This window comes from Saccharibacillus qingshengii, from assembly GCF_013185195.1.
Classification (GTDB): Bacteria; Bacillota; Bacilli; order Paenibacillales; family Paenibacillaceae; genus Saccharibacillus; species Saccharibacillus qingshengii.
In genome coordinates this window covers 12,463-37,826 of the sequence record NZ_JAAZWC010000029.1, presented here as the reverse complement: position 1 = coordinate 37,826, position 25,364 = coordinate 12,463, and the positions used below count along the sequence as shown (strand labels likewise).

The window sequence follows — 25,364 nt, the reverse complement described above, 5'->3', positions numbered from 1 at the left end:
TAATGATGTCCGTTTTAGCGTCTTGTTTTCTTGTCGTCGTCGGTGTGGCCTTTGTAAGTACGCGTCGGCGCGAACTCACCCAGTTTGTGTCCGACCATGTCTTCCGTCACGTATACCGGCACGTGCTTGCGTCCGTCATAAACGGCGAAAGTGTGTCCGATGAATTGTGGGAAGATCGTAGAGCGTCGGGACCAAGTTTTGATAACGGCCTTTTTGCTGGCTTCGTTCAGTACTTCTACCTTTTTGAGCAGGTATCCGTCAATGAAAGGGCCTTTTTTGAGACTGCGTGTCATCGATTGTAGTCCTCCCTTCAGCTGGCTTGTTCCATAATCCTAGCCGGCGAAGCAATGCGGGATAAGCGCATTACTTCGTGCGGCGACGGATGATGTATTGATCCGAAGATTTGTTTTTCTTGCGTGTTTTGTAACCAAGCGTCGGTTTTCCCCATGGCGACAGCGGGGATTTCCGTCCGATTGGAGCGCGACCTTCACCACCACCGTGTGGGTGATCGTTAGGGTTCATGACTACGCCGCGGACTTGAGGGCGGTTGCCCAACCAGCGGTTACGTCCTGCTTTACCGATTTTCACGAGCTCGTGATCCTGGTTGCCTACCGAACCGATTGTAGCGCGGCAAACTTTCAGAACGCGACGAACTTCGCCCGAAGACAGGCGGATCGATACGTAACGCTCTTCTTTACCCAACAGCTGAGCTTCTGTGCCGGCTGCGCGGACCATTTGGCCGCCTTTACCAGGTTTAAGCTCGATGTTGTGGATAACTGTACCTACCGGAATGTTTTCCAGTGGGAGTGCGTTACCGATCTTGATGTCGGCTTCAGGGCCGGAGTAGATCGTATCGCCAACTTTCAGACCTTTAGGCGCGATGATGTAACGTTTCTCGCCGTCCGCATAGTTGATCAGTGCGATATTCGAAGTCCGGTTTGGATCGTACTCGATTGTAGCAACGTGACCCGGAATTCCGTCCTTGGTACGTTTGAAGTCGATAATCCGGTATTTACGTTTGTGTCCACCGCCGTGATGGCGAACCGTAATTTTACCTTGGTTGTTGCGACCCGCTTTTTTGAAGAGCGGCGCGAGCAACGATTTCTCCGGCTGATTCGTTGTAAGTTCTTCGAAAGTCGATACGCTCATCGCGCGTCGAGCCGGGGATGTAGGTTTGTACTTTTTGATTGGCACGTTAGTTTCCCTCCTTACTCTGCAGATTCAAAGAATTCGAGCGATTTGCTGTCAGGAGTCAGCGTTACGATCGCTTTTTTCCATTCGCTCGTATAACCGGAGTGACGGCCGTAGCGTTTCGGCTTAGCCGGAACACGCAGAACGTTGACTTTCGACACTTTCACGCCGAAGATCGATTCTACCGCTTTTTTCACTTCCGTTTTGTTTGCGCTCATTTGAACTTCAAACACATATTTCGACTGACTCATTGCTTCAGCCGTACGCTCCGTGATGATCGGACGTTTGATAAGGTCGCGAGGATCTTTCATTATGCGAATACCTCCTCTACCTTTTGAACTGCGTCCTTAGTGATGATAAGTTTATCATGCACAAGAACGTCAAGAACATTGATGCCATCAGCCTGGACGAATTTCACGCCCGGGATGTTACGTGCGGACAAAGCTACATTGTTGTCGTATTCCGGAGCCACTACGAGGGCTTTACGGTCTACGTTCAATTTGCTCAGGATTCCCGCGAATTCTTTTGTCTTCGGCGAGCTCAGGTTCAGTGTATCCAGAACGATGATTTCGTTCGCGATCACTTTCGAAGACAGTGCCGATTTGATCGCCAGACGACGAACTTTTTTAGGCAGTTTGTAGGAGTAGCTGCGCGGAGTTGGTCCGAAGACGATACCGCCGCCTCTCCACTGTGGAGAACGGATGGAGCCTTGACGTGCGCGTCCTGTACCTTTTTGTTTCCAAGGTTTACGACCGCCGCCACGAACTTCCGAACGTCCTTTGACTTTGTGCGTACCGGAGCGCAGCGATGCTTGTTGCATCACAACCGCTTGGTGAAGCACGTGTCCGTTAGGGTTAATACCGAATACCGAATCGCTCAGTTCGATCTCGCCGACCTGGCTGCCTTCGATATTGTAGACTGCTACTTTAGGCATTTCATGTTCCTCCTTTCTTCTAAAGGTTTATTATTTCTTGATCGATGCACGGACTTTTACGAAGCCGTTTTTAGGACCCGGAATGGAGCCTTTAACCAGCAGTACGTTGCGTTCCGTATCGACTCTTACGATTTCGAGGTTTTGAACAGTGATCGAGTCATGGCCCATGTGTCCTGGCAGGCGTTTACCTTTCGGTACACGGTTAGCCTGGATGGAACCCATCGAACCCGGTCTGCGGTGGTAACGCGAGCCGTGCGCCATTGGTCCGCGGCTTTGTCCCCAACGTTTGATAACGCCGGCAAAACCTTTACCTTTGGATACGCCGCTTACGTCAACGAATTGCCCTTCGGCAAACACGTCCGCTTTAAGCACTTGTCCAACCTCGTAACTTCCGAGGTCAACACCGCGAAGTTCGCGAATGTAGCGCTTAGGTGCAGTATCAGCCTTTTTGGCGTGGCCTGCCTCCGGTTTGTTGGAACGGCTAGCTTTCTTGTCCGCGAAACCGATTTGTACCGCTTCATAACCGTCATTTTCCAGGTCTTTCTTCTGCAGAACCACACATGGGCCTGCTTCGATAACCGTTACCGGAACGACGTTACCTTCAGCGGTGAACACTTGGGTCATACCCAGTTTTTTCCCTAAGATACCAGTCATGTTGACACCTCTTTTCATTTATGTCCTTATTCAGGAGTCTTACAGTTTGATTTCGATATCCACGCCGGACGGCAGGTCCAGACGCATCAAAGCGTCCACGGTTTGTGGAGTTGGGTTCACGATGTCGATCAGACGTTTGTGTGTACGCTGTTCGAACTGCTCACGCGAATCCTTGTACTTATGCACCGCACGAAGAACGGTAATGATTTGTTTTTCAGTTGGCAGCGGGATCGGTCCGGAAACACCGGCACCCGAACGTTTTGCTGTTTCAACAATTTTCTCTGCAGATTGATCCAGAACTCTGTGATCATATGCTTTCAAACGGATACGGATTTTTTGCTTTGCCATTTCAAATTCCCTCCTTCTATCGCCCAATTTGGTATCGGACATACTCCGCGAAAATTTTCCGCGCACACTTACTATGGCAAAGGAGCCGGGTGTGTCGGTAACCTCTCGCATCATCGCAACGTCGCAGAACAACATTCATTATTATATAAAAGAAGTCGCGACAATGCAATACCTTTTTAAAATTACACAAAAATAAAGCGGGGCGATTATCCCGACACCGGGATAATCGCCCCGCTTTCGCGCTTTCGTTTACAGTACAATGTTGCTCGTTCCAGTACACTGTTGCTTTATAAACGGTTATTCACCGTATTATTTTTGGATCGATGCTACGGCACCGGCGCCTACTGTACGGCCGCCTTCACGAATGGAGAACTTAGTTCCTTCTTCGATAGCGATCGGAGCGATCAGCGAAACCGTAACTGTGATGTTGTCGCCCGGCATTACCATTTCCGTACCTTCTGGCAGGTTGATGATGCCCGTTACGTCAGTTGTACGGAAGTAGAACTGAGGACGGTATCCTGTGAAGAAAGGCTTGTGACGGCCACCTTCTTCTTTAGTCAGAACGTAGATTTGAGCTGTGAACTCCGTGTGCGGTTTAACCGAACCTGGTTTCGACAGAACTTGTCCACGCTCGATTTGCTGACGGTCTACACCGCGCAGCAGGGCGCCAATGTTGTCGCCGGCTTGAGCGGAATCCATCAGTTTACGGAACATTTCTACGCCCGTAACAACCGATTTTTTGGATTCTTCAGCAATACCAACGATTTCGATTTCGTCGCCGATCTTAACTGTACCGCGTTCGATACGGCCTGTTGCTACCGTACCACGGCCAGTGATCGAGAACACGTCCTCGACTGGCATCAGGAAAGGCTTCTCAGTGTCGCGCTCTGGAGTCGGGATGTACTCGTCGATGATGTTGAACATTTCAACGATCTTCTGAGCCCATTCGCCATCAGGGTTTTGCAGCGCTTCACGAGCGGAACCTTGGATGATTGGAGTGTCGTCGCCTGGGAAGTCATATTCGCTCAACAGGTCACGTACTTCCATTTCAACCAGTTCCAACAGCTCTTCGTCTTCAACCATGTCGCATTTGTTCAGGAATACGACGATGTAAGGAACGCCTACTTGACGGGAGAGAAGGATGTGTTCGCGAGTTTGCGGCATAGGGCCGTCAGCTGCGGATACAACCAGGATCGCTCCGTCCATTTGGGCAGCACCGGTGATCATGTTTTTAACATAGTCGGCGTGTCCTGGGCAGTCTACGTGTGCGTAGTGACGAGCTGGAGTTTCGTATTCAACGTGAGCCGTCGAGATCGTGATACCACGTTCTCTTTCTTCCGGAGCCTTGTCGATTTGGTCGAAGGCTACAGCGGCACCGCCGTAGGTTTTGGACAGTACAGTCGTGATTGCGGCAGTCAGAGTCGTTTTACCATGGTCGACGTGACCGATAGTACCGATATTGACGTGCGGCTTATTACGTTCAAATTTAGCTTTTGCCATTTGAAACAGTTCCTCCTTAATGTAGAAAGATTATTTGGGTTAAACTGAATCCGGAAGACGAATTCCCGAAAGAGTCCGTCGACCGGCGGTGAAAACGAGGATTACTCCCCTGCTTTGTTCTTCGATACGATTTCTTCGGCGATTGTCTTAGGCACTTCTTCATAATGAGAAAGTTCCATCGAGAACACGCCGCGTCCTTGCGTACCGGAGCGCAGAGTCGTCGAGTAACCGAACATTTCGGAGAGAGGCACCTTCGCACGGATGATTTGAGCGCCACTGCGGGAATCCATACCTTCGATACGGCCGCGGCGGGAACTCAGCATACCCATAACGTCGCCCATGTACTCCTCGGGAACCGTTACTTCGACTTTCATGATTGGCTCAAGCAGGACAGGGTTACACTTTTCCTTCGCTGCTTTGAGTGCCATCGAACCGGCAATTTTGAACGCCATTTCGTTGGAATCGACATCGTGATAAGAGCCGTCGACGATTGTCGCTTTAACGTCTACCAGCGGGAAGCCCGCGATAACGCCGCTCTTCATCTGTTCTTCGATACCGGCAAGTGCTGGCTGTACGTATTCGCGAGGAACCGAACCGCCGACTACCTTGCTTTCGAATTGGCTGCCTGTACCCGGCTCCAGCGGTTCGAACTCAACCCATACGTGACCGTATTGACCACGGCCGCCGGATTGACGAACGAACTTGCCTTCTACGCGGGCTGCTTGACGGAAAGTTTCGCGGTAAGCAACCTGTGGTTTACCCACGTTGGTTTCTACCTTAAATTCCCGACGCATCCGGTCGATAATGATATCAAGGTGGAGTTCACCCATACCTGCCAGAATCGTCTGGCCGGTTTCTTCGTCCGTGTGAGCACGAAGGGTCGGATCTTCTTCTGTCAATTTACCAAGAGCGACGCCCAATTTATCTTGGTCGGCTTTGGTTTTCGGTTCCACGGCGATCTCGATAACGGGATCCGGGAAGTTCATCGACTCGAGAATGACCGGGTTCTTCTCATCACACAGTGTATCACCTGTACCCGTATCTTTCAAACCAACGGCTGCAGCGATGTCACCGGAGTATACAACGCTGATTTCTTGACGGCTGTTGGCATGCATTTGCAGGATACGACCGATCCGCTCACGTTTGCCTTTCGATGCATTCAGTACATACGAACCGGATTGAAGCGTACCGGAGTATACACGGAAGAACGTCAGTTTACCCACGTAAGGGTCTGTCATGATCTTGAAAGCAAGTGCGGAGAACGGCTCTTCATCCGAAGAATGACGAATCGCTTCTGTACCGTCTTCAAGCGTACCTTGAATCGCAGGTACATCGATTGGAGCTGGAAGATAGTCAACAACAGCGTCCAGCATAAGCTGGATACCTTTGTTTTTGTAAGAAGATCCGCAGATAACCGGGAAGATCTTAACATCGACAACGCCTTTACGCAGGGCGGCTTTGATCTCGTCAACCGAGATTTCTTCGCCTTCCAGGTATTTCATTGTCAAATCTTCGTCCAGTTCCGAAACTTTCTCAATCAGGATCGCGCGAAGTTCTTCGACTTGAGCCAGATATTCTTCCGGAATGTCGACAACGTCGATGTTCTGACCGAGATCGTCTCTGTACATATGAGCTTTTTGCTCGACGAGGTCAATGATACCCGTGAAGTCGTTTTCCGCACCGATTGGCAGCTGGATTGCTACCGCATTGGCTTGGAGACGCTCACCCATATCTTTGACAACGTTCAGGAAGTCCGCACCGATAATGTCCATTTTGTTGACGTATGCGATCCGAGGAACGCCGTAACGGTCAGCCTGTCTCCATACGGTTTCCGACTGAGGCTCGACACCTTCTTTGGCACTGAATACGCCTACTGCCCCGTCCAATACACGAAGGGAACGTTCAACTTCAACTGTGAAGTCGACGTGTCCCGGGGTATCAATGATATTGACGCGGTAACCGTGCCATTGAGCGGTCGTAGCAGCGGAAGTAATCGTGATTCCGCGCTCCTGCTCCTGTTCCATCCAGTCCATCGTCGCTGCGCCATCGTGTACTTCACCGATTTTGTGCGTGATGCCCGTGTAGAACAGAATCCGTTCCGTAGTCGTTGTTTTACCAGCGTCAATATGCGCCATGATCCCGATGTTACGTGTATTTTTCAAGGAGAACTCTCTTGCCATGAATGGGATTCTCCCTTCAAAATCAGTTTTGGTTGCTAAGCCGAAATCCTACCAGCGGTAGTGAGCAAACGCTTTGTTCGCTTCAGCCATTTTGTGCGTGTCTTCGCGTTTCTTCACGGATGCGCCTGTGTTGTTCGATGCATCAATGATTTCAGCCGCCAAACGCTCTTCCATCGTCTTCTCGCCGCGGTTGCGGGAGTAGTTGACGAGCCAACGGAGACCGAGAGCCGTCCGTCTTTCTGGCTTGACTTCGATCGGCACTTGATAGTTGGCGCCGCCTACACGACGGGCTTTAACTTCGAGAACCGGCATGATGTTCTTGATTGCAGCTTCAAAGACTTCCATCGGGTCGTTGCCCGTACGTTCTTGAATCAATTTGAACGAGTTATAAAGGATGTTTTGAGCTACACCGCGTTTACCGTCGATCATAATGCGGTTGATCAAACGAGTAACCAGTTTGCTGTTGTACACCGGATCCGGCAGTACGTCTCTTTTGGTAACTGGACCTTTGCGTGGCATGGATATCCCCCTTTCTCCGATAGTTGAACGCCCTCAGGCGCTCAAATTAGTTTTTCTTTTCTTTTGGACGCTTAGCGCCGTATTTCGAACGGGCTTGCATACGTCCGTTTACGCCTGCAGTATCAAGAGCACCGCGAACGATATGGTAACGTACACCCGCCAAGTCCTTTACGCGACCTCCGCGAACCAGCACGACGCTGTGTTCTTGCAGGTTGTGTCCGATACCCGGAATGTAAGCAGTCACCTCGATACGGTTCGTCAAACGAACACGGGCATACTTACGAAGCGCGGAGTTTGGTTTACGTGGAGTCATCGTACCTACACGAGTGCAGACACCGCGTTTTTGCGGGGCGCTCAGGTTCGTTTCTTCACGTTTGAGTGCGTTGAAACCCTTTTGCAGAGCTGGGGATTTCGACTTCACGACTTTCGCTTGACGTCCTTTACGGACGAGTTGGTTAATAGTTGGCATTTTCATTGCCACCCCCTTCCTATATTGGTAAACATCCTTGTTACAAACCAGCTTCCCAAGTCCACAGACCCAGGCGGTTCATAAAAGAACAAATGAAAGTTCTTGTCTCGACCGCTTGACGCTCCCGAAACAAAAACGTTCTTACATCGTTATGGCTTACTCACTTCAGAACCGCAACCATCGCCGCCCCGACTTCAATCCCGCAAGCTTTGCCGAGCTCTCGCATCGTTTCCACTTCGGTGATCTTTACGCCGGTCTTGCTGCACAACGATGTGATCTTTGCGATCATCCGCTGCTCTGCGTCCATGGCTACATAAACTTCGGAAGCTTCTCCAAGTTCGACCGCTCGCACAGTCTGCTTGGTACCGATTTTGACATGAGCATCCTGGAGTCCTTTATCATTAGACATTCGGCATATCCTCCAAAAGACAGGATCAGCACTACCTGCTCACGCACCTTTGCTATATTAGCACTTGGCGGAGCTTTATGTCAAGCAAAGAATTTCAGGACTTGAGGGAAGATTGCTCTTCCCCTCCGTCCCGATCTCTCTACTCCGATGTTACTCGGTAGTCACGGGTTCAAGAGACTCTTGCCCGCTTTTTGTACCTTCCGGATCTTCGAAACGCACATTGCGATAACGACTCATACCGGTACCGGCAGGAATCAGTTTACCGATCAACACGTTTTCTTTCAAGCCGAGCAGTTGGTCGACCTTGCCTTTGATCGCAGCATCGGTAAGTACCCGTGTCGTTTCCTGGAATGATGCGGCCGACAGGAAGGAATCGGTCTCCAGGGACGCTTTGGTAATACCCAGCAGGATTGGTTTGGCTACAGCCGGATCCTTGCCGTTCAGCATCGCTTCTTTGTTTGCTTTTTCGTACTCGTGAATTTCCACGAACGATCCCGGCAGCAGTGTCGTTTCGCCTGCATCGACGATGCGGATCTTGCGCAGCATCTGACGAATCATGACTTCGACGTGCTTGTCGTTGATTTCTACGCCCTGGTTCCGATATACGCGCTGAACTTCCTGAAGGATATAGTTCTGCACGCCGCGGATTCCTTTGATACGCAGCATTTCTTTTGGATCGATCGAACCGTCCGTCAGCTCGTCGCCGGCTTCTACAGTCACACCTTCGCGTACGCGCAGACGGGAACCGTAGGTGACCAGATACGTTTTGCTTTCGGCTTCGCCCTGAATTTCGATCTCGCGACGGTCTTTCGCTTCGCGGATTTCTTTCACGACGCCGTCGATTTCACTGATCGTGGCCTGACCTTTAGGGTTACGGGCCTCGAACAACTCCTGGATACGCGGCAGACCCTGCGTGATGTCATCGCCGGCAACGCCGCCGGTATGGAACGTACGCATAGTAAGCTGGGTTCCTGGTTCACCGATCGATTGAGCCGCAATAATGCCGACCGCTTCGCCGATTTCGACGTGTTTGCCTGTCGCCAGGTTTCGTCCGTAGCACTTTTTGCATACGCCATGACGGGCGCGGCAGCTGAGTACGGAACGGATTTGCAGTTTTTCAACACCCGCTTTGATGATTTCTTCCGCTTTGTCGGAAGTGATCAATTCATTGCGGGTTGCAATGATTTCTTTGGTTTGCGGATGACGAACGGTCTCGAAGCAGTAGCGGCCTTCAATACGGTCGTACAGATCTTCGATGACTTCTTTGCCATCTTGGATTCGGCTTACACTAAAGCCTTTATCCGTGCCGCAGTCATCTTCGCGGACGATTACGTCCTGGGCCACGTCAACCAGACGACGGGTCAGGTAACCCGAGTCGGCGGTACGAAGCGCGGTATCGGCCAGACCTTTACGCGCACCGTGTGTGGACAGGAAGTATTCGAGGACCGTAAGGCCTTCGCGGAAGTTGGACTTGATCGGGAGCTCGATGATCCGACCCGATGGGTTAGCCATCAGTCCACGCATGCCGCCCAACTGGGTGATCTGCGATTTGTTGCCCCGTGCCTTGGAATCGACCATGAGCATGATGGAGTTATAACGGTCCATCGATTTCATCAGAATATCACTGATTTGATCTTTGGCATGCGACCAGATTTCAATAACCCGATCATACCGTTCTTCGTTGGTAATCAAACCGCGGCGATACTGGTTGGTAATAACCGCGACTTTCTTGTCCGACTCTTCCATCAGCGCTTTTTTCTCCGGCGGTACGACAACATCGGAAACGGCTACGGTTACGCCCGAACGAGTCGAGTACGTGAAACCGAGCTGTTTGATTTCGTCGAGGATCATCGAAGTTTGAGTCGTTTGGTAAATCTCGAAGCAGCGTCCGATGATTTCGCCCAAATACTCTTTGCCGATGCCTTTTGTTTGCGGAGCGTTCATGATGCGATCGGTAACATGCTCACCTTTTTCATAGATAAAGAAGTCTTCTGCTACACCATCAAACAAGTTTGCACGGGTCGCGTCATTGATATACGGGAAGCTTGCCGGGAAAATCTCGTTAAAGATGATCCGACCTACTGTCGTAATCAGCATTGCGTCCTGCTGTTTCTCGGTAAAACTTGTTTTGTTGAGCGCTTTAACCGGAATGGCTACGCGAGCATGCAGTTCGGCCGTGCCGCGCTGATAAGCGGACACCGCTTCATTGACGTTCCGCAAGATCATGCCTGCACCCATCGCCTGATTATTATCCATGGTCAGGTAATACACACCGAGAACCATATCCTGCGAAGGGGTAACGACTGGCTTGCCGTCTTTCGGGTTCAGGATGTTACCGGAGGCCAGCATCAAGATGCGGGCTTCCGCCTGTGCTTCCGCGGACAGCGGAACGTGCACGGCCATCTGGTCACCGTCGAAGTCGGCGTTGTAAGCCGTACATACGAGCGGGTGAAGGCGAATCGCTTTGCCTTCGACCAGAATCGGTTCAAATGCCTGGATACCCAGACGGTGAAGCGTAGGGGCACGGTTCAAGAGAACCGGATGCTCCTTGATCACTTCTTCAAGTACGTCCCATACCTCGGCACTCACGCGTTCAACTTTGCGCTTTGCACTTTTGATGTTATGGGCCAGACCTTTATTGACCAGTTCTTTCATAACGAAAGGTTTGAAGAGCTCAAGCGCCATTTCCTTCGGAAGACCGCATTGGTACATCTTCAGGTTAGGACCTACGACGATAACCGAACGGCCGGAGTAATCGACCCGTTTACCGAGCAAGTTCTGACGGAAACGCCCTTGTTTACCTTTAAGCATATGGCTGAGGGATTTGAGCGGACGGTTACCCGGACCTGTGACCGGACGACCGCGACGGCCGTTGTCGATCAGGGCATCTACCGCTTCCTGCAGCATGCGCTTTTCGTTCTGTACGATAATGTCCGGAGCGCCCAGATCGAGCAGTCTTTTCAGACGGTTGTTCCGGTTGATGACGCGGCGGTACAGATCGTTAAGGTCGGAGGTCGCGAAGCGGCCGCCGTCCAGCTGTACCATTGGACGCAGTTCCGGAGGAATGACCGGAAGCACATCGAGAATCATCCAGTCCGGGTTGTTGCCCGAGCTTTTGAAAGCTTCGATGACTTCCAGACGTTTGATCGCCCGGCTTCTGCGCTGCCCTTGCGTCGTACGAAGCTCCTCTTTGAGGAACTCCAGTTCTTTTTCGATATCCATATCCTGAAGGAGTTTTTTTACCGCTTCGGCACCCATTCCGGCATGGAATCCGTAGCCGTATTTTTCACGGTAGCTGCGGTATTCCTTTTCGGACAGAAGCTGCTTTCTTTCCAGCGGCGTTTCGCCCGGATCGGTTACGACATAAGAAGCGAAGTAAATGACTTCTTCGAGCGAGCGCGGCGACATATCCAGCGCCAGGCCCATACGGCTCGGAATCCCTTTGAAGTACCAGATGTGGGAAACCGGAGCGGCGAGCTCGATATGGCCCATCCGCTCGCGGCGTACTTTCGCACGGGTAACTTCAACGCCGCAGCGATCGCAGACGACGCCTTTATAACGTACCCGTTTGTACTTACCGCAGTGGCATTCCCAGTCTTTGGTCGGTCCGAAGATCTTTTCGCAGAAAAGACCTTCTTTCTCCGGTTTGAGCGTACGATAGTTGATCGTTTCCGGCTTCTTCACCTCGCCGCGGGACCAAGAACGAATCTTGTCCGGCGAAGCGAGCCCGATCTTGATAAACTCGAAGTTGTTTACATCCAACAAGGAGCAACCCTCCCTATATGCGGTTCCTGATTTTTAAAAAAGATTATTCTGCGGTGACTTCCGAACCTTCAAGGTTGAGGCCCAGTTTGTCGCCGCCGGTCGGTTCTTCCTCGTCGTCCAATTCCTTCATTTCGATCTCCTGCTCGTCTTCGCCAAGGATTTTGACGTCCATGCCCAAGCTCTGCAGTTCCTTGATCAAAACCTTGAACGCTTCCGGTACGCCAGGTTCCGGAACGTTCTCGCCCTTGACGATGGATTCGTACGTTTTCACGCGGCCGACCACGTCATCGGACTTGACCGTCAGAATTTCCTGCAGCGTGTATGCCGCGCCGTAGGCTTCCAGTGCCCATACTTCCATTTCCCCGAAACGCTGTCCGCCGAACTGTGCTTTACCGCCCAGAGGCTGCTGCGTAACGAGCGAGTAAGGACCCGTGGAACGGGCGTGGATTTTGTCGTCGACCATGTGCGCCAGCTTGATCATGTGCATGACGCCAACCGTAACTTCGCGCTCGAAGCGTTCGCCGGTACGGCCGTCGTACAGAATCGTTTTGCCATTGCGCTGCATGCCGGCTTCTTCCATCGTATCGAATACGTCGTATTCGTTCGCTCCGTCGAATACCGGAGTGGCTACGTGGATACCGAGACGCTGCGCGGCCATGCCGAGGTGGACTTCCAAAATCTGTCCGATATTCATCCGCGAAGGTACGCCCAGCGGGTTCAGTACGATCTGAACCGGCGTGCCGTCCGGCAGGAACGGCATATCTTCTTCAGGCATGATACGCGATACGACACCTTTGTTACCGTGACGTCCCGCCATCTTGTCGCCTTGGGAGATTTTGCGTTTCTGCGCGATGTAGACGCGTACGAGCTGGTTAACGCCCGGAGGCAGCTCGTCCCCGTTTTCGCGGGTAAAGACTTTGACGTCCACGACAATACCGTCCGTACCGTGAGGCACTCTCAGGGAAGTATCGCGCACTTCGCGTGCTTTTTCACCGAAGATCGCATGCAGCAGACGTTCTTCCGCCGTCAGCTCCGTTACGCCTTTCGGCGTCACTTTGCCTACGAGGATATCGCCGGCAGCGATTTCCGCGCCGATGCGGATAATGCCGCGATCGTCGAGGTTCTTCAGTGCTTCTTCGCCGACATTCGGGATGTCGCGCGTAATTTCTTCCGGTCCGAGCTTCGTATCGCGCGCATCGGATTCGTATTCTTCGATATGGATCGAAGTATATACGTCTTCCTTAACGAGCTTCTCGCTCAGCAGGATCGCATCCTCGTAGTTGTAACCTTCCCAAGTCATGAAGGCTACGACAACGTTGCGGCCCAGAGCCAATTCGCCCATTTCGGTCGAAGGACCGTCCGCCAGGATGTCGCCTTTTTTCACAACATCGCCCGCACGTACAATCGGACGTTGGTTGATGCATGTTCCTTGGTTGGAACGCATAAATTTGTGTAATTTATGAGTAACCAGGTCGCCTTTGACTTCCTGACCGTCAACCATTTCGACGCGGCGCAGCGTGATTTCGCTGGCAGTCGAACGTTCGATATAACCGTCATGCTTGGCTACGATACATACACCGGAGTCTTTGGCCGATTTGTGTTCCATACCGGTGCCGACGAGCGGCGCTTTCGGAATCAGCAAAGGAACGGCCTGACGCTGCATGTTCGATCCCATCAGTGCGCGGTTGGAGTCATCGTTCTCGAGGAACGGAATGAGCGCCGTCGCGACGGATACGACCTGTTTCGGCGAAACGTCCATGTAGTCGACGCGATCACTCGGCATCGGCAGGATGTTGTCGGCCTGTTTGTTGTAACGGACGATAACCATGTCGTCGGCGAAGGCATCATCTTCGGTCAGTTGGGCGTTTGCCTGTGCGACCACATAGTTGTCTTCTTCGTCGGCTGTGAGGTAATCGATATGTTCCGTTACTTTGTTGGTCTTCGGATCGACACGGCGGTAAGGCGCTTCAATAAACCCGTACTCGTTGATCCGCGCGAACGTGGACAAGGAGTTGATCAGACCGATGTTTGGTCCTTCCGGCGTTTCGATCGGACACATCCGGCCGTAGTGACTGGCGTGAACGTCTCGAACTTCGAAACCGGCGCGTTCGCGTGTCAGACCGCCGGGTCCGAGTGCGGACAGACGACGTTTGTGCGTCAGCTCGGCCAGAGGGTTCGTCTGGTCCATGAACTGGGAGAGCTGCGAACTGCCGAAGAACTCCTTGATCGATGCGATAACGGGACGAATGTTGATCAAAGCCTGCGGCGTGATCACGTTCGAATCCTGAATCGACATCCGTTCGCGCACAACGCGCTCCATACGGGACAAACCGATACGGAACTGGTTCTGCAGCAGTTCGCCGACGGAACGCAGACGACGGTTGCCCAGATGGTCGATATCGTCGGTATCGCCGATACCGTGCAGCAGATCGATAAAGTAGCTGATCGATGCAATGATGTCGGCCGGGGTAATGTTTTTGACGCCTTTGTCGATCAAGCCGTTGGCGATGACTTTAACGACTTTTCCGTCTTCGATCGGGGAGAACACTTCGATCGATTGCATCGGAATATCGTTAGCGTCAAGAACGCCGCCCGCGACATGATAAGTTTTCACGCTGTGTTCGCCTTCCAGATACGGCAGAATTTCGTCAAGAAGACGACGGTCTACCATCTGCCCCGCTTCCGCGATGATTTCACCCGTTACGGTATCGATCAGCGTTTCGGCAAGTTTTTGGTTGAACAAGCGGTTTTTGATATGAAGCTTTTTGTTCATTTTGTAACGGCCTACGTTTGCCAGATCGTATCTCTTCGGATCGAAGAAACGTGCGATAAGCAGGCTTCTTGCGTTATCCAGCGTAGGCGGTTCGCCCGGACGCAGACGTTCGTAGATCTCGATCAGCGCTTTCTCTGTCGAGTCCGTGTTGTCTTTGTCGAGCGTATTGCGGATATACTCGTCGTTGCCGAGCAGATCCAGGATTTCGGCATCGCTGCCAAAGCCGAGTGCACGCAGCAGTACCGTTACCGGAATTTTGCGTGTGCGGTCGATCCGGACGTAGATGATGTCCTTGGCGTCCGTCTCAAGCTCGAGCCAAGCGCCGCGGTTCGGGATGACAGTCGCGCTGTATGTTTTCTTTCCGTTTTTGTCCACTTTATTATTGAAGTAGACGCTTGGAGAGCGAACCAACTGACTGACAATAACCCGTTCCGCACCGTTTATGATAAACGTACCGGTTTCGGTCATCAGCGGGAAGTCACCCATAAACACTTCCTGCTCTTTGACTTCGCCCGTTTCTTTGTTAATCAGGCGGACTTTCACACGAAGCGGTGCCGCGTACGTTACGTCACGCTCTTTGGCATCGTCCGTCGTGTATTTCGGTTCCCCGAGGCTGTAATCGATAAATTCCAGAATCAGATTTCCGGTGAAGTCCTGGATCGGCGAAATGTCATGAAACATTTCCCGAAGTCCTTCTTCAAGAAACCAACCGTAAGATTTCTGCTGAATCTCGATCAGATTCGGAACTTCGAGCACCTCATGAATTCGCGAATAACTCCGCCGAGTGCGTCGACCATATCGAACAAGATGTCCCGTCAACTATACTCACCCCTCAATGTCTACTCAACTTTAGGCACTTTTTGGATGAAAATGCCGAGTTTAAAAATTCCATTGCGGCCCGCACTTTGAATCACGTATAATGAACTCAAAACAGGCACGCCCCTTACATGCAGAAAAGCCCTTATCGAGTTTATTCGAAAAAAGAGCGTCGCATGGCCGGATCAAATGAATCAATGCTGGATACTGAAACGTCGCTGCGTGTCTTTCACGCTGTCTTCAGAAATGTCCATATACGCACCTCGGCACATCAAAATAGTAAGCCCCAAACAAAACCGCGCTTCTTTGCTGTTTTGCGGAGCCTCTCAACGTTTTAATATGCTAAAGCCACGTAGGGCATTCTATACTGACATTTTGTAACTATAACACGGTGTTCCGGGCAGGTCAATACCTTCTTCGTTTTTCCACGAAAAATTTCAATTCCCCGCTTCGCTTCCTTTGGATGCTTTATAGATCCGGTACCCTTTGTCTTTCGTGATTTCCTCTACCCGTTCGAACATGGTTTCCAGCTTGGCTTTTGCCGATGCGGCACCCTGCTTTTTTTGAATGACGATCCACAACGAACCGTTTGCTTTCAAACAGGAAAAAGCCTGTTCGAACAGCCGGTGTACCGTTTCCTTGCCCGCTCGAATCGGAGGGTTGCTGATGATGATATCGAAACGCTTTTCCGCCACCGCTTCCAGCAGATCGCTCTGCATCGCCTGGATCTGCAGCAGGCCGTTGGCCGCCGCATTCTCACGTGCAAGCTCTACGGCTCTCTCGTTGACGTCCAGCATTACGACACTTGAGGCTCCCATGATTCCGGCGGCAATTCCGATCGGTCCGTAACCACATCCCACGTCCAAAACGTCCACTCCTGCCGGAAAATCCAATGCTTCGATCAGCACGCGGCTTCCGTAGTCCAGGCCGTTTTTGGAAAACACCCCTGCGTCGGTAACGAGTCGAACTTTTCTGCCGCGCAGATCGACTTCGACCGTCTTGCGGTCATGTGCCGCAGAAGGACGGTTGGCGTAATAATGATCCGACAACTGTTTCCACCCCTTTGCCGTTGGTCCGAGGCTTAAATACGAGAACAGACCCCCGAAGCAGGATAACTTCGAGGGTCTGCCCTGTGTAATGCTAATTTGAGAAGAAATTACTTAACTTCTACGGAAGCGCCAGCTTCAGCCAGTTTTGCTTGAACGGCTTCTGCTTCTTCTTTGGATACTTTTTCTTTGATTGCTTTTGGAGCGTTGTCTACAACTTCTTTTGCTTCTTTCAGGCCAAGACCTGTGATTTCGCGAACAACTTTGATAACGTTGATCTTCGAAGCGCCAGCGCCTGTCAGGATAACGTCGAATTCAGTTTGCTCAGCTTCTGCTGCTACTGCGCCGCCTGCTGCTGCTACTGGAGCTGCTGCAGTTACGCCGAATTCTTCTTCGATTGCTTTAACCAGGTCGTTCAGTTCCAATACAGTCATGCCTTTGATGGCTTCAAGGATTTGCTCGTTACTCATGATTGAACCTCCATTAGGGTATGTGGGATCAGCCGGTTAAGGCTGTCGGTTTTGAATCTGGATAAAAACTCCGAGTATTCAAGCAAACTTGAATACTCGGTTCCTCAAATCGCTTCGGCACGTATGAACGTTTCGGACTTCGTCCGCTCCATTCGACCTCAAGATTCGCTTTGGCAAGCCTATGCGATCTTTTCGGTACGCCTATGCGATTCTCGGAACTTGTTACGCGGATTGCTGCTCGTCTTTGTCTGCAACGGCTTTGACTGCCAGTGCGAAGTTGCGCACTGGAGCTTGAAGCACGCTGAGGAGCATGGACAGCAAACCTTCGCGGGAAGGAAGGGAAGCTAGTGCTTTCAGTTCGTCGGCACCCACTACACGGCCTTCTACAACTCCGCCTTTAAGTTCCAGAGCTTCGTTCGCTTTTGCGAAGTCGCTCAGGATCTTGGCTGGAGTTACTACGTCTTCCGTTCCGAAAGCGATCGCCGTAGGTCCTGTAAGGACTGCGTCGAGCTCGCTCAGTTCGGCAGCTGCAGTCGCACGGCGAACCAGCGAGTTTTTGAGAACTTGGAACTCGATGCCCGCTTCGCGCAGCTGCTTACGCAGCTCGGTAACTTGAGAAACGTTCAGACCACGATAATCGACAACGACGGTCGATACGCTTTCGCGCAGTTTTCCGGCGATTACGTCTACCGCTTCTTGTTTCGTTTGAATCACTTTTGCGTTAGCCAAATCGTACACCTCCTGTTGAATTCGAGTGAAACGCCGGACCACCGCTGCGGGCGAGCCGGCCGCTCCCACTTTTGCCACATTCAAGTCAAACTTAACGTGCGGCGCATGCAATAAGAAAAGCCTCCGCAGAAGTACGAAGGCTTGACTGAAATCAGCAGAGCTGACATTCTATCACACACCTCGGTAGGAAATTAAGCCCGAAAGCACCTACTGTCTACGGTAAGCATATTCAAATTTACCAGACCGTTACGAATAACGGAATGAAACAGCTTCTACAATGTATCGAAAATGTCGACCGGAGTCAACACTTTTTTATTTGTAAGAAGTTGTGTTAACGCGAACGCTCGGTCCCATCGTTGCGGACACGGCTACGCCTTTCAGGTAAACGCCCTTGGCAGCAGCAGGTTTAGCGCGGTTGAGCGCCTCCATCAGTGCTTTCAAGTTTTCGTTCAACTGATCCTCACTGAACGACGCTTTGCCGATCGGTGCATGGATTTGGCCCGCTTTGTCCAGACGGTATTCGATTTTACCGGCTTTGATTTCTTGCACAGCCTTGGTAACGTCGAAAGTAACTGTACCTGCTTTAGGGTTAGGCATGAGGCCTTTACCGCCGAGCAGACGACCCAGTTTACCGACTTCGCTCATCATGTCAGGCGTTGCTACGCAGACGTCGAACTCGAACCAACCTTGTTGGATCTTGTTGATCATGTCCTGATCGCCTACGAAGTCAGCTCCGGCAGCTTCCGCTTCCTTTGCTTTTTCGCCTTTTGCAAATACCAGTACGCGCTGCGTTTTGCCTGTGCCGTGTGGCAGGACAACGACGCCGCGAACGGCTTGGTCTTGCTTACGTGGGTCTACGCCCAAACGCACTGCCGCTTCGACAGTTTCGTCGAATTTAGCTGTTGCTGTCTTTTTGACAAGACTTACAGCTTCGGCTGGTTCATAAACTGTTTCGCTGTCGAACAGCTTAGCAGCTTCTACGTATTTCTTACCGTGTTTAGCCATTGTGTATTCCTCCTTTGTGGTGTTAGCGGGTTACCCTCCCACATATGCCGCACTGCCTTGGGGCTCGGCTTTGGAACGATGGATCAAGAACTAGTCTTGAATCGTGATACCCATGCTGCGGGCAGTACCTTCGACCATACGCATAGCGGACTCTACGCTCGCTGCGTTAAGGTCAGGCATTTTTTGTTCGGCGATTTGACGAACAGTATCGCGGTTAACGGTAGCCACTTTCTTTTTGTTCGGTTCGCCCGAACCCTTCTCGATCTTCGCAGCGACACGCAGCAGAACTGCAGCCGGCGGAGTTTTCGTGATGAAAGTGAACGAACGGTCTTCAAATACGGAGATCTCGACCGGAATGATCAGACCTGCTTGGTCCGCTGTGCGAGCATTGAATTCTTTACAGAATGCCATGATGTTCACACCTGCTTGACCCAGTGCTGGACCTACTGGAGGCGCCGGGTTAGCTTTGCCTGCAGGAATTTGAAGTTTCACCATTTTAATGACTTTCTTTGCCATTGAGAAACACCTCCTTGCGCTTAGTTAAATCTTCTCGACTTGCGTGTAATCCAGCTCAAGCGGCGTTTCCCGCCCGAACATGTTGACGTGAACCTTGAGCTTGCTTTTCTCGAGCAGAATTTCTTCCACTGTTCCGACAAAGTTCGCAAAAGGACCAACTTTGATACGCACGGATTCCTTCAGATCGAATTCGATCTTCGGTTTCGGTTCGGACATGCCCATGTGCTTCAGAATTTGTTCTACCTCTTCCGGAAGCAGGGCTGTCGGCTTGGAACCGGAACCCGTCGAACCTACAAATCCCGTGACACCCGGCGTGTTGCGGACAACATACCACGAGTCATCGGTCTGGATCATTTCCACCAAGACATATCCCGGATAGACTTTACGCATGACGGTTTTTTTCTTGCCGTCTTTGTCGACTATTTCTTCTTCCATCGGAACAAGAACCCGGAAAATCTTGTCTTCCATGCCCATCGATTCTACGCGTTTTTCCAAATTGGCTTTGACTTTGTTCTCATACCCGGAATAGGTATGAACGACGTACCATCTTTTTTCCATATCAAGCCACCTACAGGCCCTTCCTTAAATTATCGCTTCAATCGCATAGGAGAGTCCGATGTCGATTACCCAAAAGAATACAGCCATCACAACAATCGTTCCCAAAACAACAAGCGTGTAATTGGTCAGTTCTTTGCGATTGGGCCAGCGAACCTTTTTAAGTTCAGCCCAGCTTTCGGAGAAAAAGGAAAACATAGACTTGAAGCTTTTTTTCACGCCCATGACACCTCCAACAGACTATCTGGTTTCGCGATGAGGAGTTTGCGAGTTACAGTACTTGCAATACTTCTTCATCTCCATGCGGTCAGGGTGATTACGTTTGTTTTTCATCGTTGTATAATTGCGCTGTTTGCACTCCGTGCACGCCAACGTGATAATAACCCGCATAGATTTACACCTCCCGAAGATATCCTTCAATCAAGAAGAACTCGTATTGAGCCTAAAATCATGATTTTAGGCCTACCTAAAACACTTTAGCATAGCTGGTATTGGCTGTCAACGAAAAGCTTGAAGGGGGTTCGTTCTTCTTTTTCGCAAAAAAAAAGACTCCGCTGACGGAGTCTTTGCGTTCCGCCCGCTTGGCGGGCAGCCCTGTTGTTTATGTAGATCCCTGCTTGTTCCCGTCACATCTGATCCCGAACTTCCAAATACCGTTCCAGTTTCCGCTTTACCCGCTGCAGCGCATTGTCGATCGACTTCACGTGTCTGCGCAGGTCGACGGCGATTTCCTGGTACGAACGCCCATCCAGATACAGCATCAGCACCTGGCGTTCAAGCTCGCTCAAGATCTCCGACATCTTGTTCTCAAGACCGGTGAACTCTTCGCGATTGATAACCAGTTCTTCCGGATCGCATACCTGGGACACACAAATGACGTCAAGCAGCGTACGGTCCGAATCTTCTTCATAAATCGGTTTGTCGAGAGAAACGTAAGAATTCAGCGGAATATGCTTCTGACGAGTCGCCGTCTTGATCGCCGTAATGATCTGACGCGTAATGCAGATCTCGGCAAAAGCCTTGAACGAAGCGAGTCTGTCCCCGCGGAAATCGCGTATGGCCTTGTACAGACCGATCATGCCTTCTTGGATGATATCTTCGCGGTCGGCTCCGATCAGGAAATAAGATCTGGCCTTCGCACGCACGAAATTCCGGTACTTGTGGATCAAATACTCCAGTGCCTCACTATCGCCGGCACGAACCGCTTCCACGACTTCTTCATCGCATTGGAAATCGTAAGATGAAACTGTGACGTCTTTGAGATCTACACTCACCAGCAATCCCTCCGGCCGCGGCGCAAGTTTCGAGCCTGTCTTAAAAGTTAGCCTCAGTATATATTATGTCACCTTACACCGTCAACCGCAGAACGACCAAAAGAGGGGCCTTGTGCCGGATAATTCCTTTTTGTACACGGAGTTGTAAAAGAACGCTTACTTTTGGGGCCCAAAGCCCTTCTTTCACTGCCGCCGCCAGCGCTCGAACAACCGCAGCTGCTCGGGGGTAAGCTTGCCGTCGATCGTATTGCGGCTTTCTTTTTGAGCCTGTTCCGCGATTCTTTTCCCGATTTCTTTCTCGCTCTGTTCGACTTCGACCAGAAGCTCCAAAGCGGGGAGCCGAAGGGCGCCCTGCGCAAAAGCGACGCTCTGCTCGACAAAATCGCTCGTAGCCACATAAACGTCGCGCCGCTTTCTGCGGAACTGCCCGGCAAAACGTTCCACCGCTTCGTCCGCCGTTTCCTTTTCCCGTGTAAAGTAAACCTCGACCCGGCTCTGCTCAAGCGTTCTGCCTTTACCCGGCACCCGGTAAGCATCGAACACCACAATGACCCTTCGCCCCGTGTACGCCTGATAATCGGCCAACCGTTCGAGCAGGCGGTCGCGGGCCTCGTTCATGTCGATTTGCGACAGCGGAGCCAGGTCGGGCCAGGCTCCGATCATGTTGTAGCCGTCCACCAGAAGTACGTCCCGCAAATCGGCCATGGTTCACACTACTTTCTGCCGCTGCGCTGGCGCAGCACTTCATACATGACGACGCCTGCGGCAACGGAAGCGTTCAGCGAATTGATGCGTCCCTGCATTGGAAGTTTGATGAGCACGTCGCATTTCTCGCGGACGAGCCGCCCCATGCCTTCCCCTTCGTTGCCGATCACGATCGCAAGCGGTCCTTTGAACACGTCCGTCTCATAGATCTCGCCTTCGGCCCGCACATCGGTACCGGCGATCCACACACCGGCTTCTTTGAGCTTTTCCATCGTCTGAACGAGGTTCGTCACCCGTGCGACCGGCACGTATTCCGCCGCGCCCGCACTTGTTTTCGAGACGGTTACGTTCACCTGCGCCGAACGGCGCTTCGGAATAATAACGCCGTGTACGCCCGTGCAGTCGGCCGTACGCAGAATCGAGCCCAGATTGTGGGGATCTTCGATCTCGTCCAGGATAAGCAGAAACGGATCTTCGTCTTTGGCTGCCGCAGCCGCGAGCAGGTCTTCGACCTCCGCGTAGATGTAAGGAGCGGCCTGGGCAACAACGCCCTGATGCTGGATTCCCGGCACAAGCGTGTCGAGTTTGCGTTTATCGGCTGTTTGTACGATGATTCCGCGCGATTTGGCTTCCGTCAGAATCGGCTGCATCTGCTTTTGCTGCGTTCCCTCCGCGATCCAGATCTTGTTGATGCTGCGGCCGGCTCTAAGCGCCTCGACGACCGAGTGCTTGCCGGCAATCAATTCTTCTTCCATGTGGGTTGTTCCTTTCCGCCGGCGGCGTTCGGCCGCCGCTTGGTTAGTTTTGTGTTCATTTCCGTTCGGGCGGTTCCGCCGAAGGAGGCGAATCCGGCTTATCCGCGGATCCTCCCGAGACTGCTTCTTCGCCGAGTTCGATTCCCTTACGGATTAGCTGTTCCAATCGCCCCGTACGGCCGCTGTAATACAGATAGCCGGCCAGACTCTCAAGCGCTGTCGCATGCCGGTATTCGAGCGCGTCGGCGTTTTTGGGAATGGAACCCGACTTGGCATTGCGGCCGCGCCGGACGATATCCGCTTCCTCTTCCGTCAGTTCCCCTTCGATTCGAAACAGCATCCGCGCCTGCGCACCGGCCGAGACGAGCTTGGTCGCTTCCCGGTGAAGATGGTGCGGACGCAGATTCGTATGACCGATCAGATACTGCCGAATCGCCACTTCAAATACGGCATCGCCGATATAAGCGAGTACGATCGGAGGCAGCAGCCCCGGCGTCTTTGAAGGAGGGAAATCGAACAGCATTCTGCCCGGTTGCCCGTTGTTCCGATTGGTTTCCGGCGCTCCGCCCGTCTCTTCCGTCTTATCGTGTCCGGTCATTTTATTTTCTCCGCCATCTCATGCCCTGCGGCGTATCTTCCAGAGCAATGCCCCGCTCGGCCAGCAGATCGCGGATTTCGTCGGAACGCGTCCAATTCTTCGCTTTGCGGGCTTCGGTGCGCTCGGCGATCAGCTGCTCGACTTCTTCGTCCAACAGTTCCGTTCCCGGCTCGGCCGCAATACGCAGTACGCTGTTCATCTTCGCAAAGACTTCGAGCAGCGCTTCCAGATCGGCTTGATAAGCGATATCTTCCCGCAGTACGCGGTTTGCTTCGTTTACCCATTCGAACATGGAAGTCACTGCGTCCGGCGTATTGAAGTCATCGTCCATCTTCGCGTAAAAATCATTCAATACGGCATCGAGCTTCGTCCGCAGCGCATCCGTTACCGTTTGGCTGCCGGCCGTTGCCGCTCCCAGACGATGATGAATGGCGCCGACGGCATTTTCGATCCGTTCGACGCTGTTGAGTGCCTGATCCATGTTGTCTTGGCTGAAGTTGAGCGGGTTCCGGTAGTGCGTAGACAGGACGAAGTACCGCAGAGCTTCTTTTTTATAGCGGCTGCGCAGGTCCTGCACCGTAATGCCGTTGCCGAGCGATTTGGACATTTTTTCATTATCGATATTGACATAGCCGTTGTGCATCCAGTAGTTGGACAGCGGGTGGCCGGTCAGGCATTCGGATTGGGCAATCTCGCATTCGTGGTGCGGGAACTGAAGATCCTGGCCGCCTCCGTGGATATCGAGCGTGTCGCCGAGATAACGACGGGCCATCGCGGAGCATTCGATATGCCAGCCCGGACGCCCTTCTCCCCAAGGACTTTCCCAAGAGATTTCGCCCGGCTTTACGCCTTTCCAGAGCACGAAGTCTTCCTGGTTTTCTTTGCGCGCGTCGACTTCGATCCGGATGCCGAACTGCAGCTGTTCCAGGTTCTGACGCGACAGTTTGCCGTATTCTTCGAAACTCGAGGTACGGAAATACACATCGCCGCCGCTTGGGTAGGCATGGCCCGTGTCGACCAATTCGCCGATAAAAGTGATGATGTCGTCCATATTCTCCGTGACGCGGGGGTTCAGGGTCGCTTTTTCGACGCCGAGTCCTTCGAGATCTTCGTAATACGCCGCGATAAACTTCTCCGCTACTTCCGGAACCGTCGTATTCAAGGCTTCGGCTTTGCGGATCAGCTTGTCGTCCACGTCGGTGAAGTTAACCACGTAATTGACGGCATATCCCCGATCTTCCAAATAAGCGCGTACCACGTCGAAAAAAATCACCGGCCGGGCGTTTCCGATATGAATATAGTCGTATACGGTCGGACCGCACACATACATATTCACTTTTTCCGGTTCCACCGGCACGAATTTTTCTTTTTCTCTCGTCATCGTATTATAAATTTGCAGGGTCATTTGTCCACTTTCCTCTCTCGTTCTTGTTGCTTACTGCTGGCTGTCTCCGCGGCCTGCCGCACGGGGCGGCTCTACATACGACGCATCCCGGCGGACCTCTCTGAGCTCCTGCTGCAGCTGCGCCACCTGGCGGCGCAGCTCGCAGAGCGCATCGTGTGAAGGATCGGGCATCTGATGGCTGAGCCTGTCGACCTTGCGGCCGTGCTGGCGTACGATCTGACCGGGTATCCCCACCACCGTGCTGTTCGTCGGCACTTCCTTGAGTACAACAGAGTTCGAACCGATATTGCTCTGATCGCCGACGGTGATAGAACCGAGCACTTTCGCGCCCGAGCCGATGACGACGTTATTGCCTATGGTCGGATGCCTTTTCCCTTTTTCTTTCCCTGTTCCTCCGAGCGTAACCCCCTGATAGATGACCACGTCGTCGCCGATCTCGCAGGTTTCGCCGATGACGATGCCCATCCCGTGGTCGATAAACAGCCGGCGTCCGACTGTCGCACCCGGATGAATCTCGATCCCCGTGAAAAAGCGGCTGGTCTGCGATACGATTCTCGCCAAAGTGAAACGCCGCCACTTGTACAGCTTGTGCGCGATCCGGTGAGCCCAAATCGCATGCAATCCCGAATAGGTAAAAACGACTTCAAACATACTTCTCGCCGCCGGATCGTTGTCGAATACCGCACGGATATCGGACTTGACCGATTTGAACATCACGCTTCCTCGCTTCCATTGCCCAAAATAAAAA

At 52.2% G+C, this 25,364-nt stretch carries 27 protein-coding genes and 1 other annotated feature; all 27 genes read right to left on the bottom strand.

The annotated features are described in order from the left end of the window. Positions 1-14 precede the first annotated feature (14 nt). Entirely contained in the window at positions 15-293 is a 279-nt protein-coding gene (rpsS, locus tag HRQ60_RS19580) for a 30S ribosomal protein S19 (RefSeq protein ID WP_141447287.1), read from the bottom strand. A gap of 70 nt (positions 294-363) precedes the next feature. Continuing rightward, positions 364-1,194 (bottom strand): 50S ribosomal protein L2, encoded by an 831-nt coding sequence (rplB, locus tag HRQ60_RS19575; RefSeq protein ID WP_172199130.1) that lies wholly within the window; start codon positions 1,192-1,194, stop codon positions 364-366. Between the two features lie 14 nt (positions 1,195-1,208). Beyond that, positions 1,209-1,502 carry a 50S ribosomal protein L23 gene (rplW, locus tag HRQ60_RS19570; protein WP_088491090.1) on the bottom strand — a complete coding sequence of 98 codons (294 nt, stop codon included), beginning with the start codon at positions 1,500-1,502 and terminating at the stop codon, positions 1,209-1,211. Further along, positions 1,502-2,125 (bottom strand): 50S ribosomal protein L4, encoded by a 624-nt coding sequence (gene rplD / locus HRQ60_RS19565; protein WP_172199127.1) that lies wholly within the window; start codon positions 2,123-2,125, stop codon positions 1,502-1,504. Before rplD ends, rplW begins: the two co-directional genes overlap by 1 nt. 30 nt (positions 2,126-2,155) lie before the next feature. Next, complete coding sequence (rplC, locus tag HRQ60_RS19560; RefSeq protein WP_172199124.1) at positions 2,156-2,779, bottom strand: 50S ribosomal protein L3; 624 nt, start codon at positions 2,777-2,779, stop codon at positions 2,156-2,158. Between the two features lie 39 nt (positions 2,780-2,818). Continuing rightward, positions 2,819-3,127, bottom strand: a complete 309-nt coding sequence (rpsJ, locus tag HRQ60_RS19555) for a 30S ribosomal protein S10 (protein WP_172199121.1) — start codon at positions 3,125-3,127, stop codon at positions 2,819-2,821. A 309-nt stretch (positions 3,128-3,436) separates the two neighbouring features. After that, positions 3,437-4,627 (bottom strand): elongation factor Tu, encoded by a 1,191-nt coding sequence (tuf, locus tag HRQ60_RS19550; RefSeq protein ID WP_141447291.1) that lies wholly within the window; start codon positions 4,625-4,627, stop codon positions 3,437-3,439. Between the two features lie 101 nt (positions 4,628-4,728). Next, entirely contained in the window at positions 4,729-6,807 is a 2,079-nt protein-coding gene (fusA, locus tag HRQ60_RS19545; RefSeq protein ID WP_172199118.1) for an elongation factor G, read from the bottom strand. Between the two features lie 48 nt (positions 6,808-6,855). Continuing rightward, complete coding sequence (rpsG, locus tag HRQ60_RS19540) at positions 6,856-7,326, bottom strand: 30S ribosomal protein S7 (protein WP_018978372.1); 471 nt, start codon at positions 7,324-7,326, stop codon at positions 6,856-6,858. 46 nt (positions 7,327-7,372) lie between these two features. Continuing rightward, positions 7,373-7,795: a 30S ribosomal protein S12 gene (gene rpsL / locus HRQ60_RS19535; RefSeq protein WP_026293957.1), complete on the bottom strand. Its 423-nt coding sequence runs from the start codon at positions 7,793-7,795 to the stop codon at positions 7,373-7,375. A 160-nt stretch (positions 7,796-7,955) separates the two neighbouring features. After that, on the bottom strand, positions 7,956-8,204 hold the full coding sequence (locus HRQ60_RS19530) for a ribosomal L7Ae/L30e/S12e/Gadd45 family protein (protein ID WP_172199115.1): 249 nt from the start codon (positions 8,202-8,204) through the stop codon (positions 7,956-7,958). A gap of 150 nt (positions 8,205-8,354) precedes the next feature. Next, positions 8,355-11,969: a DNA-directed RNA polymerase subunit beta' gene (rpoC, locus tag HRQ60_RS19525; RefSeq protein ID WP_172199112.1), complete on the bottom strand. Its 3,615-nt coding sequence runs from the start codon at positions 11,967-11,969 to the stop codon at positions 8,355-8,357. 43 nt (positions 11,970-12,012) lie between these two features. Continuing rightward, positions 12,013-15,561 carry a DNA-directed RNA polymerase subunit beta gene (rpoB, locus tag HRQ60_RS19520; RefSeq protein ID WP_172199109.1) on the bottom strand — a complete coding sequence of 1,183 codons (3,549 nt, stop codon included), beginning with the start codon at positions 15,559-15,561 and terminating at the stop codon, positions 12,013-12,015. Between the two features lie 434 nt (positions 15,562-15,995). Beyond that, positions 15,996-16,607, bottom strand: a complete 612-nt coding sequence (locus tag HRQ60_RS19515; RefSeq protein WP_172199106.1) for a class I SAM-dependent methyltransferase — start codon at positions 16,605-16,607, stop codon at positions 15,996-15,998. Positions 16,608-16,714: 107 nt separating this feature from the next. After that, positions 16,715-17,074 carry a 50S ribosomal protein L7/L12 gene (gene rplL / locus HRQ60_RS19510; protein WP_172199103.1) on the bottom strand — a complete coding sequence of 120 codons (360 nt, stop codon included), beginning with the start codon at positions 17,072-17,074 and terminating at the stop codon, positions 16,715-16,717. Positions 17,075-17,296: 222 nt separating this feature from the next. Next, on the bottom strand, positions 17,297-17,803 hold the full coding sequence (gene rplJ, locus HRQ60_RS19505) for a 50S ribosomal protein L10 (protein WP_172199100.1): 507 nt from the start codon (positions 17,801-17,803) through the stop codon (positions 17,297-17,299). 103 nt (positions 17,804-17,906) lie between these two features. After that, positions 17,907-18,041: a sequence feature (ribosomal protein L10 leader region), on the bottom strand. 74 nt (positions 18,042-18,115) lie between these two features. Further along, complete coding sequence (rplA, locus tag HRQ60_RS19500) at positions 18,116-18,808, bottom strand: 50S ribosomal protein L1 (protein ID WP_172199097.1); 693 nt, start codon at positions 18,806-18,808, stop codon at positions 18,116-18,118. Positions 18,809-18,898: 90 nt separating this feature from the next. Next, positions 18,899-19,324: a 50S ribosomal protein L11 gene (gene rplK, locus HRQ60_RS19495; protein ID WP_018978381.1), complete on the bottom strand. Its 426-nt coding sequence runs from the start codon at positions 19,322-19,324 to the stop codon at positions 18,899-18,901. A 24-nt stretch (positions 19,325-19,348) separates the two neighbouring features. After that, the gene (nusG, locus tag HRQ60_RS19490) at positions 19,349-19,882 is read right to left on the bottom strand and encodes a transcription termination/antitermination protein NusG (RefSeq protein ID WP_141447301.1); all 534 of its coding nucleotides are present in this window, start codon (positions 19,880-19,882) and stop codon (positions 19,349-19,351) included. Positions 19,883-19,906: 24 nt separating this feature from the next. Further along, positions 19,907-20,098: a preprotein translocase subunit SecE gene (gene secE / locus HRQ60_RS19485; protein WP_026293958.1), complete on the bottom strand. Its 192-nt coding sequence runs from the start codon at positions 20,096-20,098 to the stop codon at positions 19,907-19,909. Positions 20,099-20,119: 21 nt separating this feature from the next. Further along, on the bottom strand, positions 20,120-20,269 hold the full coding sequence (rpmG, locus tag HRQ60_RS19480) for a 50S ribosomal protein L33 (RefSeq protein ID WP_083923737.1): 150 nt from the start codon (positions 20,267-20,269) through the stop codon (positions 20,120-20,122). 236 nt (positions 20,270-20,505) lie between these two features. Next, complete coding sequence (sigH, locus tag HRQ60_RS19475) at positions 20,506-21,153, bottom strand: RNA polymerase sporulation sigma factor SigH (RefSeq protein ID WP_172199095.1); 648 nt, start codon at positions 21,151-21,153, stop codon at positions 20,506-20,508. A gap of 183 nt (positions 21,154-21,336) precedes the next feature. Then, on the bottom strand, positions 21,337-21,858 hold the full coding sequence (locus tag HRQ60_RS19470) for an NYN domain-containing protein (RefSeq protein WP_172199093.1): 522 nt from the start codon (positions 21,856-21,858) through the stop codon (positions 21,337-21,339). An 8-nt stretch (positions 21,859-21,866) separates the two neighbouring features. Next, positions 21,867-22,613 (bottom strand): 23S rRNA (guanosine(2251)-2'-O)-methyltransferase RlmB, encoded by a 747-nt coding sequence (gene rlmB, locus HRQ60_RS19465; RefSeq protein ID WP_172199090.1) that lies wholly within the window; start codon positions 22,611-22,613, stop codon positions 21,867-21,869. 55 nt (positions 22,614-22,668) lie between these two features. Beyond that, positions 22,669-23,136: a Mini-ribonuclease 3 gene (locus HRQ60_RS19460; RefSeq protein ID WP_246281407.1), complete on the bottom strand. Its 468-nt coding sequence runs from the start codon at positions 23,134-23,136 to the stop codon at positions 22,669-22,671. A gap of 76 nt (positions 23,137-23,212) precedes the next feature. Beyond that, positions 23,213-24,616, bottom strand: coding sequence for a cysteine--tRNA ligase (gene cysS / locus HRQ60_RS19455; RefSeq protein WP_172199087.1), 1,404 nt, complete (start codon positions 24,614-24,616; stop codon positions 23,213-23,215). Positions 24,617-24,646: 30 nt separating this feature from the next. After that, positions 24,647-25,330, bottom strand: coding sequence for a serine O-acetyltransferase (gene cysE, locus HRQ60_RS19450; RefSeq protein ID WP_172199084.1), 684 nt, complete (start codon positions 25,328-25,330; stop codon positions 24,647-24,649). Positions 25,331-25,364: the final 34 nt, after the last annotated feature.

What these genes read in the sequence shown, in the direction of transcription:
- rpsS (WP_141447287.1), bottom strand. Translation starts at nt 293, where the DNA reads ATGACACGCAGTCTCAAAAAAGGCCCTTTCATTGACGGATACCTGCTC.
- rplW (WP_088491090.1), bottom strand. Translation starts at nt 1,502, where the DNA reads ATGAAAGATCCTCGCGACCTTATCAAACGTCCGATCATCACGGAGCGT.
- rplD (WP_172199127.1), bottom strand. Translation starts at nt 2,125, where the DNA reads ATGCCTAAAGTAGCAGTCTACAATATCGAAGGCAGCCAGGTCGGCGAG.
- rplC (WP_172199124.1), bottom strand. Translation starts at nt 2,779, where the DNA reads ATGACTGGTATCTTAGGGAAAAAACTGGGTATGACCCAAGTGTTCACC.
- rpsJ (WP_172199121.1), bottom strand. Translation starts at nt 3,127, where the DNA reads ATGGCAAAGCAAAAAATCCGTATCCGTTTGAAAGCATATGATCACAGA.
- tuf (WP_141447291.1), bottom strand. Translation starts at nt 4,627, where the DNA reads ATGGCAAAAGCTAAATTTGAACGTAATAAGCCGCACGTCAATATCGGT.
- fusA (WP_172199118.1), bottom strand. Translation starts at nt 6,807, where the DNA reads ATGGCAAGAGAGTTCTCCTTGAAAAATACACGTAACATCGGGATCATG.
- rpsG (WP_018978372.1), bottom strand. Translation starts at nt 7,326, where the DNA reads ATGCCACGCAAAGGTCCAGTTACCAAAAGAGACGTACTGCCGGATCCG.
- rpsL (WP_026293957.1), bottom strand. Translation starts at nt 7,795, where the DNA reads ATGCCAACTATTAACCAACTCGTCCGTAAAGGACGTCAAGCGAAAGTC.
- HRQ60_RS19530 (WP_172199115.1), bottom strand. Translation starts at nt 8,204, where the DNA reads ATGTCTAATGATAAAGGACTCCAGGATGCTCATGTCAAAATCGGTACC.
- rplL (WP_172199103.1), bottom strand. Translation starts at nt 17,074, where the DNA reads ATGAGTAACGAGCAAATCCTTGAAGCCATCAAAGGCATGACTGTATTG.
- rplA (WP_172199097.1), bottom strand. Translation starts at nt 18,808, where the DNA reads ATGGCTAAACACGGTAAGAAATACGTAGAAGCTGCTAAGCTGTTCGAC.
- rplK (WP_018978381.1), bottom strand. Translation starts at nt 19,324, where the DNA reads ATGGCAAAGAAAGTCATTAAAATGGTGAAACTTCAAATTCCTGCAGGC.
- nusG (WP_141447301.1), bottom strand. Translation starts at nt 19,882, where the DNA reads ATGGAAAAAAGATGGTACGTCGTTCATACCTATTCCGGGTATGAGAAC.
- rpmG (WP_083923737.1), bottom strand. Translation starts at nt 20,269, where the DNA reads ATGCGGGTTATTATCACGTTGGCGTGCACGGAGTGCAAACAGCGCAAT.
- HRQ60_RS19470 (WP_172199093.1), bottom strand. Translation starts at nt 21,858, where the DNA reads ATGGCCGATTTGCGGGACGTACTTCTGGTGGACGGCTACAACATGATC.
- rlmB (WP_172199090.1), bottom strand. Translation starts at nt 22,613, where the DNA reads ATGGAAGAAGAATTGATTGCCGGCAAGCACTCGGTCGTCGAGGCGCTT.
- HRQ60_RS19460 (WP_246281407.1), bottom strand. Translation starts at nt 23,136, where the DNA reads ATGCTGTTCGATTTCCCTCCTTCAAAGACGCCGGGGCTGCTGCCTCCG.
- cysS (WP_172199087.1), bottom strand. Translation starts at nt 24,616, where the DNA reads ATGACCCTGCAAATTTATAATACGATGACGAGAGAAAAAGAAAAATTC.
- cysE (WP_172199084.1), bottom strand. Translation starts at nt 25,330, where the DNA reads ATGTTCAAATCGGTCAAGTCCGATATCCGTGCGGTATTCGACAACGAT.